Annotated in this window: 13 protein-coding genes; 8 read left to right on the forward strand and 5 right to left on the reverse strand. The window is 34.2% G+C overall.

Translation table 11 applies throughout. The features are described 5' to 3' along the window. Positions 1-183 precede the first annotated feature (183 nt). The 4 genes from O5O44_RS05210 (at position 184) to xylE (ending at position 6,147) form a co-directional block, all read left to right on the forward strand. Complete coding sequence (locus tag O5O44_RS05210) at positions 184-1,587, forward strand: purine-cytosine permease family protein (RefSeq protein ID WP_019387003.1); 1,404 nt, start codon at positions 184-186, stop codon at positions 1,585-1,587. A 115-nt stretch (positions 1,588-1,702) separates the two neighbouring features. Then, the gene (locus tag O5O44_RS05215) at positions 1,703-3,190 is read left to right on the forward strand and encodes a xylulokinase (RefSeq protein WP_289196021.1); all 1,488 of its coding nucleotides are present in this window, start codon (positions 1,703-1,705) and stop codon (positions 3,188-3,190) included. A gap of 149 nt (positions 3,191-3,339) precedes the next feature. Then, on the forward strand, positions 3,340-4,656 hold the full coding sequence (xylA, locus tag O5O44_RS05220; protein ID WP_289196022.1) for a xylose isomerase: 1,317 nt from the start codon (positions 3,340-3,342) through the stop codon (positions 4,654-4,656). A 66-nt stretch (positions 4,657-4,722) separates the two neighbouring features. Then, complete coding sequence (xylE, locus tag O5O44_RS05225; protein WP_289196023.1) at positions 4,723-6,147, forward strand: D-xylose transporter XylE; 1,425 nt, start codon at positions 4,723-4,725, stop codon at positions 6,145-6,147. A gap of 96 nt (positions 6,148-6,243) precedes the next feature. Here the strand turns inward: xylE and O5O44_RS05230 are convergent, their stop codons facing one another. The 5 genes from O5O44_RS05230 to O5O44_RS05250 form a co-directional block, all read right to left on the reverse strand. After that, on the reverse strand, positions 6,244-7,080 hold the full coding sequence (locus O5O44_RS05230; RefSeq protein ID WP_289196024.1) for a GIN domain-containing protein: 837 nt from the start codon (positions 7,078-7,080) through the stop codon (positions 6,244-6,246). A gap of 155 nt (positions 7,081-7,235) precedes the next feature. Next, positions 7,236-7,964, reverse strand: coding sequence for a head GIN domain-containing protein (locus O5O44_RS05235; RefSeq protein WP_289196025.1), 729 nt, complete (start codon positions 7,962-7,964; stop codon positions 7,236-7,238). Between the two features lie 195 nt (positions 7,965-8,159). Further along, complete coding sequence (locus O5O44_RS05240) at positions 8,160-9,950, reverse strand: PspC domain-containing protein (RefSeq protein WP_289196026.1); 1,791 nt, start codon at positions 9,948-9,950, stop codon at positions 8,160-8,162. Continuing rightward, positions 9,947-10,288 carry a PadR family transcriptional regulator gene (locus O5O44_RS05245; RefSeq protein WP_019387014.1) on the reverse strand — a complete coding sequence of 114 codons (342 nt, stop codon included), beginning with the start codon at positions 10,286-10,288 and terminating at the stop codon, positions 9,947-9,949. Before O5O44_RS05245 ends, O5O44_RS05240 begins: the two co-directional genes overlap by 4 nt. A gap of 277 nt (positions 10,289-10,565) precedes the next feature. Next, the gene (locus tag O5O44_RS05250) at positions 10,566-11,012 is read right to left on the reverse strand and encodes a DUF4870 domain-containing protein (RefSeq protein WP_289196027.1); all 447 of its coding nucleotides are present in this window, start codon (positions 11,010-11,012) and stop codon (positions 10,566-10,568) included. 162 nt (positions 11,013-11,174) lie between these two features. On the opposite strand from O5O44_RS05250, the gene O5O44_RS05255 reads away from it, so the two are divergent. The 4 genes from O5O44_RS05255 (at position 11,175) to O5O44_RS05270 (ending at position 17,129) form a co-directional block, all read left to right on the forward strand. Then, positions 11,175-11,627, forward strand: coding sequence for a DUF4442 domain-containing protein (locus O5O44_RS05255; RefSeq protein WP_019387016.1), 453 nt, complete (start codon positions 11,175-11,177; stop codon positions 11,625-11,627). 147 nt (positions 11,628-11,774) lie between these two features. After that, on the forward strand, positions 11,775-12,575 hold the full coding sequence (locus O5O44_RS05260; protein ID WP_019387017.1) for a TIGR00266 family protein: 801 nt from the start codon (positions 11,775-11,777) through the stop codon (positions 12,573-12,575). Positions 12,576-12,672: 97 nt separating this feature from the next. Further along, the gene (locus O5O44_RS05265; RefSeq protein WP_289196028.1) at positions 12,673-14,253 is read left to right on the forward strand and encodes a helix-turn-helix transcriptional regulator; all 1,581 of its coding nucleotides are present in this window, start codon (positions 12,673-12,675) and stop codon (positions 14,251-14,253) included. Between the two features lie 209 nt (positions 14,254-14,462). Continuing rightward, positions 14,463-17,129 carry a T9SS type A sorting domain-containing protein gene (locus O5O44_RS05270; RefSeq protein ID WP_289196029.1) on the forward strand — a complete coding sequence of 889 codons (2,667 nt, stop codon included), beginning with the start codon at positions 14,463-14,465 and terminating at the stop codon, positions 17,127-17,129. Positions 17,130-17,190 lie beyond the last annotated feature (61 nt).

Below are 17,190 nucleotides of genomic sequence, written 5' to 3' on the forward strand. Positions count from 1 at the left end.
AATCCTTTTTATTTTATCTGTAGATTATTTCGTGATTATATTTATTTTACCGATAATTTTTATGGCAGTACAGTACAGGATACATTTGTGATAATGAGAATCTATTTTTGATTTTGGCTTTATAAAGTTTAAAGCTATTTTAATGTAACTATAAATATTTCTAACAACTAAACAACCATTTATATGAGCCAATTTAACATTGAAGAAGACATTGAAGATTTAGCAGGAGGAGAATTTGAAAGAACTCCGGTACCGAAATCAAAATTAAAAGGTTGGAAAAGTTTTATAGGGATGTATGCAGGAGAGCATGCTGCTGGAACGGAATTTATGATAGGACCGTTGTTTTTAACTGCAGGCGTTAGTGCTTTTGATTTAATTGTCGGATTACTACTTGGTAATCTTTTAGCGGTTTTGAGCTGGCGTTTTTTAACAGCAGAAATTGCTGTAAAAAACAGACTGACTCTTTATTATCAATTGGAAAAAATTTGTGGTAAGAAATTAGTAACTGGCTATAATTTAGCAAATGGTGTATTATTTTGTTTTTTAGCTGGTGCAATGATTACGGTTTCTGCAACTGCAGTTGGTATTCCATTTGATATGCCAATGCCAAAATTAACTGATACTATGCCTAATGGAATGACTTGGGTTATCATCGTGATATTGATTGGAGCTGTAATTTCAATTATAGCTGCACGTGGTTATGATACGGTTACAAAAGCAGCTAACTGGATGTCACCAATAATTGTTTTAGCATTTGTTGCAGCAGGTATAGTTGCGTTAACTCAATTAAATGTGAATAGTTTTTCAGATTTCTGGGAGATTTGGGGTGAAGGCGGAGAACCATTTCCGGGTCAAACCAAATTTACGTTTTGGCATGTAGTTATATGGTCTTGGTTTGCTAATGCAGCTATGCACGTTGGGATGTCTGATTTATCGGTTTTCAGATTTGCAAAAGAAGCTAAAGCAGGATGGACAACTGCTGCAGGGATGTATGTGGGCCATTATATGGCGTGGATAGCAGCGGCATTATTATACGCGGTTTATTTGAAATCTCCAGAGGCTCAAGCATTTTTGAGTAATGGTGATGCGCCACCAGTTGCGCCTGGACCTTTAGCAAATAACGCAATTGGTATATTTGGTATTATTGCCGTTGTATTAGCGGGTTGGACTACTGCTAATCCTACAATTTACAGAGCAGGTTTAGCATTTCAAGCTATTTTGCCAAAATTGTCAACAGTAAAAGTGACTATTTTAGCAGGAACTGTAGCTACTATTGCAGGTTTATTCCCTGCATTCGCTATGAAACTTTTAGGTTTCGTTGCGCTTTACGGGTTTATATTAGCACCTTTTGGAGCCATTATTGTATTTGAGCATTTTTTCTATAAAAAGGCCGGTATCGTAAAGAACTACGCTGAAGTTGCTAACTTATCGTTTAATAAATCGGTATTTTGGGCGTGGGCAATTAGTTTCGGATTGTTTTATTTTATTTCAGTTCAGTTTGATGTGTTCTTATCGTTTGTAACACTTCCAGCTTGGTTATTATGTGGAATTCTATTCTTAGTATTTAGCAAAAAGTTTCAAAAGTAATAAAGTCAATTTCTTATTGAAATTTAGATTTTAAAATATTCATAAGCTGTTTTTTCAAAATACAATCACTAGTTGTATTAAATTGAAAACAACAAATTTAAAGAGATTCATTACAATGAATTATTACTTAGGATTAGACATTGGGAGTTCTTCTATTAAAGCAGCTTTAGTAGAAGTTGAAACAGGTAAGAGTCTGGGCGTTGTACAAGAGCCAAAAGAAGAAATGGGTATGTTCGCTGCAAAAAATGGATGGGCAGAACAAAAACCAAATGACTGGTGGCAACATATTTGTAACGCTATAACCGCTTTAAAAACGCAGTATAACATAAGCAGAACCCAAATTAAAGGCATTGGTATATCATATCAAATGCATGGATTGGTTGTTGTAGATAAAAACGGAGAACCATTACGGAAAAGTATCATTTGGTGCGATAGTAGAGCTGTTGAAATAGGTAACAAGGCCTTTAATGCTATAGGGAATGATACTTGCGCTTCAAATCTATTAAACTCTCCAGCAAATTTTACGGCTTCAAAATTAAAATGGGTAAAAGAAAACGAGCCAGATATTTACAATAAGATTCATAAATTCATGCTTCCAGGTGATTATGTGGCTTATAAATTTTCAAATACCATAAATACAACCATTTCAGGATTATCAGAAGGTATCTTTTGGAATTTCAAAGAGGACAATGTAGCCGATTTTCTATTAGAACATTATGGCATAGATCAAGCCTTAGTTCCAGATATTGTAGAAACCTTCGGAGTGCAATCTACAGTAGATGCAAAGGGAGAAGCCGAAAGCGGAATTGCTGCAGGAACACCTATTCTATACAGAGCAGGAGATCAACCTAATAATGCCTTAACATTAAACGTATTCAACCCAGGAGAAGTAGCGGCAACTGGCGGTACTTCTGGTGTGGTGTATGCGGTAACTAATAGTTTATCGGCCAAAGAAAGTTCTCGTGTTAATAATTTTGCTCATGTAAATTATCAAAAAGGAGCAGACCCAAGAATTGGTAAATTATTATGTATAAATGGCGCCGGTATTCAGTACCGTTGGCTACTTAATAATTTAGCGGTAAGCTCATACGAAGAGATGAATAATCTAGCTTCTGAGATTCCAGTAGGATCAGATGGTGTTTGTTTAATTCCGTTCGGAAATGGTGCAGAACGTATGCTTAATAACAAAGAAATAGGTACCCGAATAGTAAATGTAAACCTAAACAACCATCACAAAGGCCACATGTGTAGAGCAGCACTTGAAGGTATCGCGTTTTCATTTGTATATGGTATGGAAATCATGACATCCGATGGTATTAAACCGAGTGTAATGCGCGCCGGAAACGATAATTTATTTCGTTCAGAGATATTTGCAAATACGGTAGCCACTTTAATCGAGCAGGAGATAGAAATTTACAACACCACAGGTGCCATTGGTGCCGCACGAGCAGCAAATTTGCACAAAGGCGATTTTGAAGCCTTCGGGAAGGCAATCATGGATAACGACCACGTTATGACATTCATGCCTTTTAAAGACAAGCAACAATATTTAAACGCATATAACAATTGGAAAAAAGAATTAGAACTCATATTAAATAAATAATAATTGGGCGTTACCACAAGGGTCGGGCTTTATGTTCCAATCTTTTTGTTCGTGCCTCACAAAAAGGATTTCCTCTGCAATCCCTAACGCGGGTGTAGAACTAAAAACTAAATATCGATATAAACAAAACGACAAATACACATTTCATTATGGCAACTAAAGAATACTTTAAAGGAATAGACAAAATTAAATTTGAAGGCAAAGAATCAGATAATCCACTGGCATTTAAATACTACAACCCAGACCAAGTAGTAGCAGGAAAAACTATGAAAGATTGGTTTAAGTTTTCAATTGCTTACTGGCATACATTCTGTGGGCAGGGTTCAGATCCATTTGGTCCTGGAACACAAAACTTTGCTTGGGATCAATCCTCAGACCCTATTCAAGCTGCAAAAGACAAAGCAGATGCTGCTTTCGAATTTATAGGTAAAATGGGGTTCGATTATTTCTGTTTTCACGATTTCGATTTAATTCAAGAAGGTGCAACTTTTGCAGAATCAGAACAAAGATTAGCAACCATTACCGATTATATCAAAGACAAGCAAGCTGCTAGTGGTGTTAAATTGTTATGGGGAACCGCAAACTGTTTTTCAAACCCACGTTACATGAATGGTGCTTCTACGAACCCAGATTTCGATGTGGTTGCAAGAGCAGGAGGTCAAATAAAATTAGCCTTAGATGCGACCATTAAATTAGGTGGTGAAAACTATGTGTTTTGGGGTGGTAGAGAAGGCTACATGTCATTATTAAATACCGATATGGGACGTGAGCTAGATCACATGGGGCAGTTTTTAACCATGTGTAGAGATTACGCAAGAGCACAAGGCTTTAAAGGAAACTTCTTTATCGAGCCAAAGCCTATGGAGCCATCAAAACACCAATACGATTTTGATACTGCAACAGCTATAGGGTTCTTAAGAGAATACCGCTTAGATAAGGATTTTAAAATAAATATTGAAGTCAACCACGCTACGTTAGCACAACACACCTTCCAACACGAAATTGAAACCGCTGCAAAAGCAGGTATGCTAGGAAGTTTAGATGCCAATAGAGGCGATTACCAAAACGGATGGGATACCGATCAGTTCCCAAATAATATTCAAGAAACTACAGAGGCCATGTTGGTTTTCCTAAAAGCTGGAGGCTTACAAGGTGGCGGTGTTAATTTTGATGCTAAAATAAGAAGAAACTCAACAGACTTAGACGATGTTTTCCATGCACACATTGGAGGCGCAGATACTTTTGCTCGCGCCTTGTTAATTGCAGATAAAATCATAACTTCATCCCCTTATGAAAAACTAAGAAAAGAACGTTATAGTTCTTTCGATTCAGGAAAAGGAAAAGATTTTGAGAACGGAAAACTAAGTTTACAAGATTTATATAAAATCGCTCAAGAAAACGGCGAATTACAATTAAAAAGTGGAAAACAAGAGTTGTTCGAAAACATTATCAATCAATATATATAAGAACCATAAGATCTTTCAGGTTTAAACGCCTGAAAGATTTTAATATTAACTAACTAAATATAAATTATGGGAGCATCAAAAAATTCAGGATATTTAATAAAACTAACCTTAGTTGCAACACTAGGAGGTCTCTTATTTGGGTATGATACAGGAGTAATTTCAGGGACCGTAGGCTCTCTAGATAGCTTTTTTGTAACTCCTAAAGGGTTATCAGAAGCAGCTGCTAATGCTTTTAAAGGTTTCTTAGTTGCTAGTGCCTTAATAGGTTGTATTATAGGTGGAATTTTTGGTGGACTTGTAAGTAAAAAGTTAGGTAGAAAAAAAGGATTAATACTAGCGGCCCTATTATTTTTAATATCAGCTTTAGGGTCTGCAATGCCAGAAATGTTTATTAAACCAATTGGTGAGTTAGACCATACGTTTTCTACTATCTTTATTTTTTATAGAATTCTAGGTGGTATTGGTGTAGGATTGGCGTCTATGCTATCACCACTTTATATTGCGGAAATAGCACCTGCTGATAGTAGAGGTAAATTGGTCTCATTTAATCAACTAGCAATTGTTGGTGGTTTCATGGTAGTTTATTTTGTAAACTATTTTATCTCAAGAGGCGGAGGATCAGATGCTTGGTTGAATGAGGTAGGTTGGAGATGGATGTTTGCCTCAGAAGTTATTCCTGCTGGATTATTTTTAGGATTATTATTTTTTGTGCCAGATACACCACGTTCTTTAATGTTGAAGAATAAACCAGAAGAAGCCTTAGATGTTCTTATAAAAGTAAATGGTGAAGAAGAAGGAAAGCGCATTTTAGCTGAAATTGAGCATTCAGTTACAGAAACTGAAAGTTCAGGGAAGTTATTATCATACGGTTGGGGTATAATACTTATTGGTATAGCTCTTTCAGTATTCCAACAATTTGTAGGTATCAACGTTGTGTTATATTATGCCCCTGAAATTTTTAAATCTATTGATCCGAATACGGATGGTGCTTTATTGCTCACTATTATAGTGGGAATCGTAAACTTCTTATTCACGATTATAGCAGTAAAAACTGTAGACAAACGTGGTAGAAAACCGTTAATGCTAATCGGTGCCTTAGGAATGGCTATTGCTATGTTAGCTTTAGGGTTTGTGTTTTTCTCGGGAGCAACAGGTTATTTAGCATTGGCTTGCATGATGCTTTACGTAGCAAGTTTCGCCTTAAGTTGGGGACCAGTAGTTTGGGTATTGCTTTCTGAAATATTTCCTAATAAAATTAGAGGGAAAGCCATGGCAGTTGCTGTTGCAGCTCAGTGGATATCAAATTATTTAGTATCGTTAACATTCCCAATGATGAATGATAACACCGCTTTAACAGAACAATTTAATCATGGTTTTGCTTACTGGGTTTACGGTGTAATGTCTCTTCTAGCAATGTGGTTTGTTTGGAAATTTGTCCCTGAAACTAAAGGAAAAACACTAGAAGAAATGGAGAACCTTTGGAAAAAATAAAAGTTTAATAATCATCTAATTTTTAAATAAAGAATTGAGGTAAAATTCGATTTGTTTGAAATTTCAAATTCCCTTAAACTTAAAGAGAAAGCCCACTTATTTAACTTTTTTCTGAAGCTTAGAGGTGTCGGTTAATTTATCAATAAGGATTTTCGGGTTACCGTATAAATATACCGAACTTGTTCCTGTGGCTTCAATAGTGATGGTATCCTGAACTTCAAGAAAAGCATCACTGCTTATATTGCAGGTTACATTACAGGTAGTTGTTGTAAAGTTTTTTCCGTTAAAATTAGAATTATTGTCTAAGTCTATTTTGCTAGTGTTACATGATCCTTCAATATCTGTTTGAGCGCGTTGATAGAGTGTAGCTATAAAATCTGTCGTATTTACCAGTGCGTCAAGTTTACTGTTTCCGCTCATATTAAGAACACAATTTTCACTCGTAAGATTCAGTTTTACTTTCGATTTATCATCGGTATCAATATCAAAATGATCAGATTTAACGGTTAAACCTACTTTTGAAGATTCTCTTGCTTTTAAAGAGCCATTTTCTAAATCCATAGTAGATAATGATAACAATTCTGAATCACCAGAAGCCTCAATATGTTTTAAAGCATCATCATAACCAACTTTAATGTTTAGCTTTTTTTTAGATGTAATTCTAATGGTTTTATTAAAGGTAAGCACGCTATCTATAACTTGAAACTCAATAAATTCATGTAAATTCTCATCGGTTTCAACTTCTACAAAAGGTGTTTTAGCATAAATAATTTCAATATCAAAATCTTCATCTAAAGCAATCGTATGGAACGAAGCTATATCAGTGGTTTGAATGCTAACTATTCTATTGCCTTTTATTTTTTCGGCACTTTGGGCCATCGCTAAAGAGATGGTAAGAAACGTGATAATAAGAACGGAGAAGGATTTTTTCATTTTCATAAATGGATTAATTACCAAACTGAAGGTAACATTTAATGTTTTGACACATACAGAGTTACTTAGTCACAAACAAATATAAAACAAAAACCACTTCAAACTTGATTTAAGTCTGAAATGGTTTTTTACTTGGTTGATTGATATGTTTTTACTTATTGCTGTTTGATACTTCCTGAAGAGCTATCACTTTTGTCAACCGTTTCTGGGTTGCCATAATATCTAATATCACCACCACTTGTTGCTCTTGCGGTTAAAGCTTTAGATGTGTTTACGGTAATGTCAGCGCCACTTGTAGCTTTTACTTCACTGGATTCTGCACTTAAATCAGCCGCTTTAATATCACTTCCACTTGTAGCCTCAGCGTACAATTTTATAGTTTTACCAGACAATCTTAAATCACTACCACTGGTAGATTTACAATTTAAAATAGAAGTATTAACATCTAATGTCATATCACTACCGCTAGTCGATTTTAAATCTAAACGTTCTGCAGTAATGGTATTTGTTGAATACACATCGCTTCCACTTGTAGAGGTTATACTAGAAATGTCTTTAAAACTTACATTGACGCGTTTTGAAGATGCTCTACCAATATTTTCTTTGGTATGAATTCTTAAAACACCATCTTCTACTTCAGTTAAAATAAGATCATGCAGATTTTCATCGGCCTCAACACTTATGGATTCAGTATTACTTTGGGTGAGGTAAACATCCAATCCTTCGGTAGCTTTTAAAGAAGTAAAAGAAGCACTAATATTTCGGTCTGTAGTAATAACGTTTCCATTACCACGAACACCCGAATTAAGGTTCATGTCGAAGTTACAAGATAAAAGCATCAAGCTTAAAACTGTAGCTACAATAAATTTGATTAAAGTTGTCATAATTATTCGGTTTTTTGATGATTAATTAACAGCTCAAATATCCTATAATAACTTATTGAATTATAATTTGAATTCCTGAGTTGTTATATTTCAATGATGAATTGTTAATGAAACCCAAAACATAAAACGTAGTGTCTTAAGTTTTCTAGTTGAACACATCCCGATTTGACATCGGGATAGGTTCTCATTTATTTTTTATTCCTCAGATTCGATAATTTCTACACCATCAGAATCAATGTTAAATTTCACATCATCCGATTCTGCCTTTATACCGCTCTCGTCAATCTTCAATTTACCATCCTTAGCATTTATTTCAATGCCTTTATCGTCTATTTTAAGTCGTGGTGTTTTTACTTTTACTTTTAATCCTTCCTCAGGGCAATCTAAACATAGGGCTTCTTCATAACCAATTTTAAGGTAATGGTTCGTGTCATCTCTCGATACAATATTGCCATCATAGGTGTTATAGTGTAGGCTATGTCTAGTACTGTTGTTAAAATATACTACAGAGCTTTCTGGCAAATAAAGAATTACATCAACCTCCTGATCACTAAATTTATTATCTGGATGTGTTGTTAGATATGAGTTAAGCAATAAGGTTTTGTTTTTAAAATTAAAGTCGTAGTTAATGTTTTTAGCACGTGCTATGGCTTTTTCATAGTCACTACCATCGGCTCTTTTTCTAATGGCAATTTTAGCCACAGAATCTGTCGTAGATTTTACAATTATATCCACATCCGATGAGTATAATACCTTATCACCGTTATCGTTATAGGCTAATTTAAACCTGTCGTGATTATAACTGTCTGTATTAAAATTATCATGACCTTTCATTTTAACAAGTAGCGTGTCTGTTGCCGTAATTGGTAATTCTGTTTTTTCCGTATAGCTCTCTTCAAAAGCATGTTCACTAGCTTGTCTTACTCCAAAAACAATTAAAGCAATTACAGATATTAACCAAAGCCCAAGTAAGGAGAATTTGGCAACACTGCCTATAGATTTTAGGTTGTTAATTAAAATCTTTAGCCCAAGGTAAAACAAGAAAAAGAAGGGAATACCAACAGCAAAAAGTGCAAATAGAGACACTAACCAAATGGGTGTGTTTCCGGCATTAGCAAGCTCTACAAAGTCTAACCCAGGAATTTGAATCACATTGGCAACACCAATTGAAAACAATCCAATTATTAAACTTATTAAAGTAGCTGCTCCAATAATTATAAGTAAAACACCTATAAATTTGGCAAACACTTTAAAGAAAAACATGATAACATCGCCTAGCGTATCAAAAAAAGTTCTTGAAGACGATTTTATCGAATTGGCACTCTTATTAACATCAATTTTCTTTGCTGCGTTTGATACTGAGTCTGAAACATTTTTTGCAACATCACCAACGGTTTCGGTTACAGAATCAAATCCGTCCTTGATTTTTTTTTCGATGTTACTAATATTTACAGGTTCTCCCGTCATCATTAGTTTTTCGGCTGTAGTTTTAGCTTCAGGCACTAAAACCCAAAGTAAAATGTAGAGTAAAATACCGGTACCAGCTCCAAAAATTAATAAAATCCAAGCTAAACGAATCCAAACAGCATCAATACCAAAGTAATGTGCCAATCCAGACGAAACACCACCAACGTACGAGTTGTCCGTATCTCTAAAAAGCTTTCTAGAAGTTGTTGATTTACTGCGGTACGCTGTTTGCGGCTCATCCTCAAAAATTTCATCATCTACTAAGTAATCCTCAGGTTGCCCCATAATCGAGATTACTTCGTCTACTTCCGAAATTCTAATCACTTGCTTATCATTCTGTACACGTTCGCTAAAAAGTTCTGCTATACGCGCTTCAATATCTGCTATAATTTCAGATCGCCCTTGCGAGTCTGTAAATGAACGTTTTATAGCCTCAAGATAGCGCTGTAATTTTAAGTACGCATCTTCATCTATATGAAAAAATATACCTGCTAAATTTATGTTGACTGTTTTATTCATTTTTTTGTGTTTTTTTGGCTTGTTACTATTGTTACTGCATTGTGCAATTCGCTCCAGGTGGTGTTTAGTTCCTTTAAAAATAGTTTCCCCGTTTCGGTTAAACCATAGTACTTTCTAGGAGGTCCAGAAGTTGATTCTTCCCATCTGTAATTTAAAAGTCCTGCGTTTTTAAGTCTGGTCAATAAAGGGTAAATGGTCCCTTCTACCACCAGCAACTTAGCATCTTTTAAAGTGTCTAGAATCTCTGCTACATACGCGTCTTCGTCTTTCAAAACCGAGAGTATGCAGAATTCCAATACGCCTTTACGCATTTGTGCTTTTGTGTTTTCTATCTTCATAGTGTCATGCTTTTAATGTTGTGAAACTGTTCATTTTTTGATTGATTTGATTGATGATTATTTATTGATGAAATTTTATTTTGTCGCTTCGAGTGGTTCCTCTTTTTCATCGGAATCGTATCGAGAAGTTGGGCGCCTGCCTGCCGGTAGGCAGGTTACCCTATCGGGTCGGGCTTTACGTTACAAGTCCTCGCTTCGTACCTTTGCTGTGGGCTTTTCACTCCAATCCCTAACGCGGGGTCTATCAGCCATTTTTAGTTTTTTAATATAAGTCATACTACTTTAAAAAGTTAATTGTTAGTGGGTAATTATACAATTGGCCATCTCTAGCTTTCAAACTTGCTACCACTATTAGGGCCAATTCAATTATAAATCCAATAATGGCCAGCGCACCTAAGGCTCCACCAATGTATAGCAAAGGCGAAGGCTTCCCAATATTGACATGGAAACTCTCAAACCCATTAAAATCTATAAAGTCAATACCATTAAATATCTTAAAAATAAAAAATGGAATAGTTAGCGTTCCTAAAATAGTAGCATATAATAAAATGCTAATTTGAAAATTGATAATTTGTTTACCATGTTTATCTATAAACTCCGATTTATCTCTATTGGCAATCCATAATATAATAGGACCAATAAAATTTCCAAACGGAATAAAAAACCGACTAAACGTAGATAAATGAATAAAAGTGGCAATGTTTTTTTGATGATTGTCTAACATGATTTTTTCGATTGATTTAAAACATATAATAGTTTCTTATACAAATATATGTCTAAAAGAAGGTACTTTGTTACGCATAGTACTAAAAATTAACATAACTTTAACAATTTGTAATCTTGTAATATTTCATAACTTAGTAAAAATTTAAACCGCATAAAATAGATGATAACACCAAAAAAATTAAATGCTTACACCATGTTCAAGCTACCTTCAGCCTATTTTTGTGGCGTAAGAACCAAAGAGATTAATAGCGAAAAATGTATAGTTGGTGTGAAACTAAATTGGATAAACAAAAACCCATTCAAGTCTATGTTTTGGGCAGTACAAGGTATGGCAGCAGAGTTCTCTACAGGCGCTTTAATGATGAGTAAGATTCAAGAATCGGGTAAAAAGGTATCAATGTTAGTCACATCAAACAAGGCTACGTTTACTAAAAAAGCAGTAGGTAAAATTGTTTTTACTTGTAATGATGGTAAAGCTATTGATGCCATTCTTAAAAAAGCTATAGAAACTGGAGAAGGGCAAACCCTTTGGATGCAATCTGTTGGTGTGAACGAGGAAGGTATTGTGGTATCTACCTTTAATTTTGAATGGAGTGTTAAAGTGAAGAGTTAAGTTGTTTGCCGTATAGACGTTTAGTTGATTTACAACTTAACAACAAGTACTTAATCAACAAATAAAAAAATGTAACAAAATTCCAAAACCATCAACTAATAGCAGATAATCAAATAAAAAGCAAATAACTCAACAACATACAGTATTATGACAGCACACGAAATTGACTACAGAATCTACGGCGAAGAAATGCAATACGTAGAAATAGAACTAGACCCTCAAGAAGGTGTAGTGGCTGAAGCAGGTAGTTTTATGATGATGGATGATGGTATTAAAATGGAAACTATATTTGGCGATGGCTCACAAAAAGACACAGGCTTTTTAGGTAAAATATTAGGCGCAGGCAAACGTATACTTACTGGCGAAAGTTTGTTCATGACTGCTTTTTATAATGACCTAACAGGTAAACGCAATGTATCTTTCGCGTCGCCATATCCAGGTAAAATCATTCCTATTGATTTAACAGAGTTTGGTGGTAAGTTCATTTGTCAAAAAGATGCCTTCCTTTGTGCAGCAAAAGGCGTAAGTGTGGGTATCGAGTTTTCTAAAAAACTAGGACGAGGATTGTTTGGTGGCGAAGGCTTCATCATGCAAAAACTAGAAGGCGATGGTATGGCATTTGTACATGCTGGTGGTACCATGGCAAGAAAAGAATTGGCAGCAGGCGAAACACTTAGAGTAGATACTGGATGTATTGTAGGATTCGATCAATCCGTAGATTATGATATTGAATTTGTAGGAGGTATTAAAAATACGGTATTTGGCGGCGAAGGCTTGTTTTTTGCAAAATTACAAGGTCCAGGTACAGTTTACGTACAATCGTTACCATTTAGTAGGTTAGCAGGTCGTGTTTTAGCATCGGCACCTAGAGGTGGTGGTAAAGATAAAGGCGAAGGCAGTATCCTTGGTGGATTAGGCGATATCTTAGATGGCGATAATCGATTTTAAAACTTAATAATTAAAAAGAAGGAAAAGGTTATGTTTTAAGCATAGCCTTTTTTATTTTTGTTTGAGTTAATTAACAAATGTTAATACCCAAACTACTTTGATTATAAAAATACCAAATAAATTCTTTCTATTATTTACGCTATGTTTTGGGCTGTTTCTTTCTGCTCAAAATGATCATCAAGAAGGGTATCTAAAATACATCGAATCTGCGGACAATGCCCTAGATGAAAATCCAAAAATTGCTGCATTATATTTAGATTCAATTCCTCAGCCTTTAAAAAAAAGTATTAAAGGACATTTGGCGTGTTATTATAAATTAAAGGTTTTAATTAATGATAAAAATAAAGAAACGGCTAAACTCTATCAAAATAGTATATTAACTTTAAAGTATGCTGAACAAGAGAAAAATTATGATATCGCAGGTTGGGCTTCGTTAGAGCTTTTTTATAATACTAATGTTATAAAAAAAGATTCTAGTGCATTTAAGTATCTAGAAGATGCACAAAAGTTTTATTCTCTTAGTAAAAACAAATATGGTTTAGCTGAAGTTACGCAAATGTATGCTTTAGCTGAATTAAATAATGATAGTTATAATGAAAGCAATCGTTTGTTATTAAAAAACTTAGAGGAATATAAAAGTATCGAAGACGATGCGTATTATTATATGTATGGTTTGTATCTGTTAACAACCAATTACATTCATTTAGATAGTTTAAATCTTGCTCATAAGTATTTTACTAGCTTTAAAAAGCTAGAGGATAATAAAACAATTACCCCTTTGTTATTTAATAATAGCTTAGCTACTATTTATGGTAGTTTAGGAGGGTTTCACTTCAAGAAAAAAGACATTGATTCTACATTGTTTTATTTCGCTAAATCTGATGGTATCAGATACGCAATGAATGACAACGACAAACGCAACTACTACAATCTTTATATCGATTATTATGACTTTAAAGAAGATTATAAGTCTAAAAATAATTATATAGATTCATTAAGGATTTTAGAAGATCAAGTTTTAAAAAAGACTATGGATGCCGGTTTACTTGGTGGTGACAATTTGATGAATTCTGAATCTGAATTGGTTCTTGAACGAAATAAAAAAAACACCAATAGATTATGGGCATTATTGCTTTTCATCATCGTAGTTTTGTTGGCATCCTTCTACATCATAAAGCATAAGCGTTTAAAAAAAATAGCCAATAAGTTTGATAAAAGCAATGATGAGTTTTCTTATTTAAAATCAAATCATGAAAAATTGAAATTAAAAGTTCATGGTTTAGAAGAGTATTTAAGCGATGTAAAAAAAGAAATTAAAAGTATTTCATCCTTAGAAGGCGGTCCAGAGCAACGTCAAAAAATAAAAGAATTGTACAAAAATTTACACCTTAATGCATCTCTTCTATTGAATAAAAACGAAGATCATTTAAAACTGGTAAATGATCTTAATATAGATTTCTTCACCAAAATTAAAAACAATTGTCCGCAATTAAATGATTCTGATATTTTAATATGTTATTATTTGTTTGTAGGTTTTAAAAGCAAAGAAATAGCGGTGTTTTTAAAAACAACAACACGCGCCATTGAGGGTAGACGTTATCGTATTAGGAAAAAATTAAATCTTCAAGAAAACGATCTTACCTTGCAAGAAATTCTTATTGATGACTATCAAATTTAAGAAGATTATCTCCCTAAAAGTTAAAATCATATAAAATTTGTACATGTGTGTAGTAGGTGTGTGGTTAATTATTACCATTCTTTTAATTGGTTAATGATATTTGTGTTGCTATAAACAAATGTTAATGCCTCGAAAAATTTACTCACGTAGATATTGAAAGGCATCTTTTAAAAAGAAAATATCTAAAAATTAACTAATTCACTTTGAAAATGAAAAAACTTTACGCAATTGTATTAACTGTATTCTTTTCAGTTTTATCGTTTGGACAGAATGATAAAAGTTGGACAAAAAAGGGTGCTAGTAAAAATCAGACTTTCTATGATGTTCAAGCAAAATTTGATAAATATTGGGAAAATCGAACACCCCAAAAAGGACAAGGCTATAATATTTTTAAACGTTGGGAAAATAAAGTAGCTGATAAGGTTTATCCCTCGGGAGACATGTCGCTATTATCCTCTACGTATTCCAATTACATGGATTGGGTAAAAACTAGTAAATCCAATAAAAACGAAAATAGTTATAATGTTAATGCTTCTAGTTGGACGACTTTAAATGGAACTTCTGTAGCAGCCGGTTATGATACAGGCTCTGGTAGATTATCATTTATCACTTTTGATCCAATAAGCTCATCAACACTTTATGTAGGTGCTCCAGATGGAGGTTTATGGAAAACCACAGATGGTGGTAGCAATTGGACAACTAATACCGATTTTTTATCAGTTATAGGTTGTTCAGGTTTGGTAATTCACCCAGCCACCACTTCTATCATGTATTTAGCTACTGGGGACAGAGAGGATGATAGAAGAAGTATAGGGGTTTTAAAATCAACTGATGGTGGTGCTACTTGGATTACGACAGCTTTAACTTGGACAGCTTCAGATAATTATAAAATATCAAAAATTGTTATGGATCCTACAGATCCATTAATTATGATGGTTGCAACCAATAAGGGTATTTTTAAAACATATGACGGTTGGGCTACCAGCGGTAATATTTATCAACCATTTACATCTGGCGAGTTTTATGATATAGAGTTTAAACCAGGTATTACGCTTCCTACGGAGAATACTGTTTATGCTTCAACTTATACTGAAATTTGGAAATCGACAGATAATGGCGAAAATTTTACACAATCTACAGGGCTACCTACTTCAGATGTTGGTAGAGTTGAACTGGCTGTGTCACCTCATAATAATGCCTATGTCTATGCTATTTTAGGTAATGATAGTAGAGGGTTTAAAGGACTATATAGGTCTACTGATAGCGGTAGTACTTTTACGTTAAGATCTAGTACTCCAAATATTTTACATGCTGATCCAACGCCACCGTCTTCACCAACTGAAGGATGGAATGGTGGACAAGCAGACCATGATTTAGCTATTGCTGTATCTCCATTAAATGCCAACTTAGTAACAATAGGTGGTATTAATCAATGGCAATCTACAGATGGTGGTGTAAACTGGACCAGAATTACACATTGGTTAGGAGTTAAAGATGGTTTCCCTGGCTCTCAATATCCTGAAACAGAAACAAAACCTTATATCCACGCAGATATACAATACATTGCGTATTCACCTCATGATGATACCACTCTATATTCTACTTGTGATGGAGGTATTTCTAAAGGTGTTTCTAATGGGCAATCTACTTGGGAAGATATTACCAATAATATAGCGGTAGGGCAACAAACAAATATTGCGCTTTCTGCTTCTGATCCTAATCTCTATTTTGCAGGTTTGCAAGATATTGGTTCCATTAAAAACACAACTAGTCCTGGTAATTGGTCTATTTTAAGTGGTGGTGATGGTGAAGATGGTTTTATAGACCGTACAGATAATAACATATTTATAACATCTACCACAAACGGACAGTTTTTTAGAACAAGTTATGGCGTGCAATCAAACTATCCTAGTACTAAAGGAGAATGGTTTAGTCCAATTCATCAAGACCCAGGTAGTGCTGCCGGTGATGCTGAAAGAGTTTATTTAGGAGGAAGACCTGCATTATATAGAAGTACTGATATTCTAACGAATCCTGATTTTGTAAACCCAACTTGGGTAGAATTAGGCACACCACATGCTGGTAAAAATATTCGACGTTTTGAAATTGCGCCAAGTAATAATCAAATTATTTATGCAATAACAGAAAATAGAATTTCAAAATCTTCGAATGCCGGATCCTCTTGGACAAATGTAACGGGAACATTACCTGTTGGAGCTGCTACATTAAAAAATCTTGCAATTTCTAACTCAAACCCAAACAAAGTATGGGTTGTGTTTTCTGGTTATAGTGCTACAACGAAAGTATTTAAAACATCCAACGGAGGTTCAACCTGGACAGACGTTTACTCTAGTACATTACCAAATTTACCTATAAACACTATAGTTCATCTTAAAAATAGTGCTCAAGAAGGTATTTATATTGGGGCTGACATTGGAGTGTATTATATTGATGATACACAAAACTCTTGGACTGAAGAAGCAACAGATCTACCTAGAAATGCGATTCAAGATTTAGAGATTTATTACACATCACCAACTACAGGAAAGTTAAGAGCTGCTACTTATGGAAGAGGTACATGGGAAACTAATGTGAGCTTTAATACTTTAGCAGTTGATGATGTTGAAATGTCAGCCTCAGATGTACCTAGATTTTATCCTAATCCTGTAAAACATGGATTTATAACTGTAAGATTGAATAAGTCTACTCCAGAATTTGATTTTGTAATATTTAACAATATTGGTCAACAATTAACCTCTGGGAAAGTTGATGCTAACAATACAGTTATCGATTTGAAGAATAATGCTAGTGGATTTTATGTTATAAAAATTAAGAATGGCAACAAGGTATACTTTAAGAAAATACTAATTGAATAGCAAATAAAGTATCTAATCCTGTTTATATAGGCTTACTATTTTTTAATTGAAAATTAATCCT

Source organism: Algibacter luteus, assembly GCF_030344935.1.
GTDB lineage: Bacteria > Bacteroidota > Bacteroidia > Flavobacteriales > Flavobacteriaceae > Arenitalea > Arenitalea lutea.

Excerpts from the sequence above, each read along its gene's own strand:
- O5O44_RS05240 (WP_289196026.1), bottom strand. The coding sequence starts at position 9,950 with ATGAATAAAACAGTCAACATAAATTTAGCAGGTATATTTTTTCATATA.
- O5O44_RS05215 (WP_289196021.1), top strand. The coding sequence starts at position 1,703 with ATGAATTATTACTTAGGATTAGACATTGGGAGTTCTTCTATTAAAGCA.
- O5O44_RS05260 (WP_019387017.1), top strand. The coding sequence starts at position 11,775 with ATGACAGCACACGAAATTGACTACAGAATCTACGGCGAAGAAATGCAA.
- O5O44_RS05235 (WP_289196025.1), bottom strand. The coding sequence starts at position 7,964 with ATGACAACTTTAATCAAATTTATTGTAGCTACAGTTTTAAGCTTGATG.
- O5O44_RS05210 (WP_019387003.1), top strand. The coding sequence starts at position 184 with ATGAGCCAATTTAACATTGAAGAAGACATTGAAGATTTAGCAGGAGGA.
- O5O44_RS05245 (WP_019387014.1), bottom strand. The coding sequence starts at position 10,288 with ATGAAGATAGAAAACACAAAAGCACAAATGCGTAAAGGCGTATTGGAA.
- xylA (WP_289196022.1), top strand. The coding sequence starts at position 3,340 with ATGGCAACTAAAGAATACTTTAAAGGAATAGACAAAATTAAATTTGAA.
- xylE (WP_289196023.1), top strand. The coding sequence starts at position 4,723 with ATGGGAGCATCAAAAAATTCAGGATATTTAATAAAACTAACCTTAGTT.
- O5O44_RS05255 (WP_019387016.1), top strand. The coding sequence starts at position 11,175 with ATGATAACACCAAAAAAATTAAATGCTTACACCATGTTCAAGCTACCT.
- O5O44_RS05270 (WP_289196029.1), top strand. The coding sequence starts at position 14,463 with ATGAAAAAACTTTACGCAATTGTATTAACTGTATTCTTTTCAGTTTTA.
- O5O44_RS05250 (WP_289196027.1), bottom strand. The coding sequence starts at position 11,012 with ATGTTAGACAATCATCAAAAAAACATTGCCACTTTTATTCATTTATCT.
- O5O44_RS05230 (WP_289196024.1), bottom strand. The coding sequence starts at position 7,080 with ATGAAAAAATCCTTCTCCGTTCTTATTATCACGTTTCTTACCATCTCT.